We start from the raw sequence: 1,919 nt of genomic DNA on the forward strand, positions 1-1,919 counted from the left end.
ACAATCGCTACGGTATAATAGCCGCGATGATCCGCCTGCTGAAGCAGCTTAATCGCATCGACAATGGAAGAATTGTCCACCACTGCGCCAAACGGACACTGGAACACGCAGGCACCACAGCTGATGCACTTGTCATAGTTGATTTCTGCCTTCTGCACATCGTTCATCTTGATTGCGCCGACCTTGCAGGCGCGCTCACACGGACGAACGTTCTCGGTAATTGCTTCGTATGGACAGGCCTTGGCACAGCGGCCGCAGTGAATACATTTCTCCGGGTCAATTTCCATCTTGCCGGATTTGGTTCTGCTGATCGCGCCCTTTGGACAGGCCTTCATACAGCGATGTGCCAGACAGCCGCGACAGGCATTGCTGACCGTGTAACGGTCTACCGGACATTCGTCGCAGGCAATATCAATAACCTGAATGACGCTGTCGCCGCGGTCTCCGCCCAGTGCTGTGTGCACGCGCTCACCAACAATTGCGCGCTCCTTATAAATACAGCAGCGCATCGTCGGCTTTTTGCCCGGAATAACCTCAAGCGGAACGGAATAGTACACATCTTCCATTTTTTCGTTCAGCGCGTGTTCCGCCACTGCACGAAGTACCTTATATTTTATCTTTTGGACGTCGGTCTCAAAACTTCTCATGCACGCCTCTCCTCTTCCCAAAATGCGAGCTTGTTTTATTCTTAACAAATGTATTGTATCGTAACAAATGTTACTTGTCAATCATACCCCGCGCCCTTTTCGCCGGATGCTTTTTGCTATTCATTCCTTCACTGAGCAATTACTTTGACTTTTTTGATTCATTGTTTATCAACTTGCCGGAATATTCCGCTGGCCATGTCTATTTTCACAAGTTTTACAGAAATTTCCGACAAAATTTCATCAGTCTTTGTCCGCTGTACGGAACTGTGCAATGCCGGTTGCATACAGACTGCCGCCCTGTGCATCCATGGATACAATTGCCGGGAAATTCTCAACCGTCAGACGCTTGACCGACTCGCAGCCCAGCTCATCATAGGCAACGACTTCCAACGACTTGACAGAATCCGCAATCACTGCACCTGCGCCGCCGATGGCAACCATATAAACGCAGCCGTACTTCTGCATCGCATCATGTACCTTCTGGTTGCGCACACCCTTGCCAATCATACATACCTGACCCTTCTCAATGAGAGTCGGAGAGAACGGATCCATACGACCGGAAGTTGTCGGACCACAGGAACCGATCACCTGACCCGGCTTTGCCGGTGTCGGGCCTGCATAATAAACCACGGAATCCTGAATATCAAACGGTACCTGCTCGCCATTTTCCAGTGCTGCCAGAATCTTTTTATGCGCCGCATCGCGTGCGGTGTACACGGTACCCGTCAAAGACACGGTATCTCCCGCCTTGAGTATTCCAACATAATCGCGCAGCTGCGATGTTTTCAAGTCATAATGTGCCATCGAATAACCTCGTTTCCTATTATTTTATTCTTATTTCATTATAACAGGGAAGTTTTTGAAATACAACCAAATCCCTTGAATTCCTCATATAGGAATGATACAATGAAACGGAATCAAAATAAAATAGGAGGAATAATTACCGATGATTACCATCAAAGACATCGACGAAGCTGCACAGCGTCTGCAGCCTGTCGTACACAATATCCCGCTCTCCTCTTCGACTACCTTCTCCGGCATGACCGGCGCAGAGGTATTTCTGAAGTGTGAGAACCAGCAGAAGACCGGCTCCTTTAAGGTGCGCGGCGCATACAACAAGATTATGAAGCTGTACGAGGCAGGCGGACTCAAATCTGTCATCGCTTCTTCCGCAGGCAACCACGCACAGGGTGTTGCTTTTGCCGCAAGACAGATTGGCATTCCGGCTACGATTTGTATGCCGCGTTCTACCCCGATTGCCAAGGTTTCCGC

At 49.4% G+C, this 1,919-nt stretch carries 3 protein-coding genes; 1 reads left to right on the forward strand and 2 read right to left on the reverse strand.

Features of this window, described 5'->3' with window-relative positions:
• A partial coding sequence (locus tag ACR0P9_RS11780) for a 4Fe-4S binding protein (RefSeq protein ID WP_432620379.1) occupies window positions 1-647 on the reverse strand: 647 nt, incomplete at its 3' end.
• 240 nt (window positions 648-887) lie between these two features.
• Window positions 888-1,451 (reverse strand): FumA C-terminus/TtdB family hydratase beta subunit, encoded by a 564-nt coding sequence (locus ACR0P9_RS11785; RefSeq protein ID WP_432620381.1) that lies wholly within the window; start codon window positions 1,449-1,451, stop codon window positions 888-890.
• A gap of 142 nt (window positions 1,452-1,593) precedes the next feature.
• Here ACR0P9_RS11785 and ACR0P9_RS11790 point away from each other — a divergent pair.
• On the forward strand, window positions 1,594-1,919 hold a 326-nt coding region (locus ACR0P9_RS11790; protein WP_432620383.1), incomplete at its 3' end, for a pyridoxal-phosphate dependent enzyme.

The sequence above is a fragment of the Butyricicoccus sp. genome (assembly GCF_050872565.1).
GTDB lineage: Bacteria > Bacillota > Clostridia > Oscillospirales > Butyricicoccaceae > Butyricicoccus_A.

Coding starts and splice junctions, on each gene's coding strand:
- ACR0P9_RS11785 (WP_432620381.1), bottom strand. CDS start 1,451: ATGGCACATTATGACTTGAAAACATCGCAGCTGCGCGATTATGTTGGA.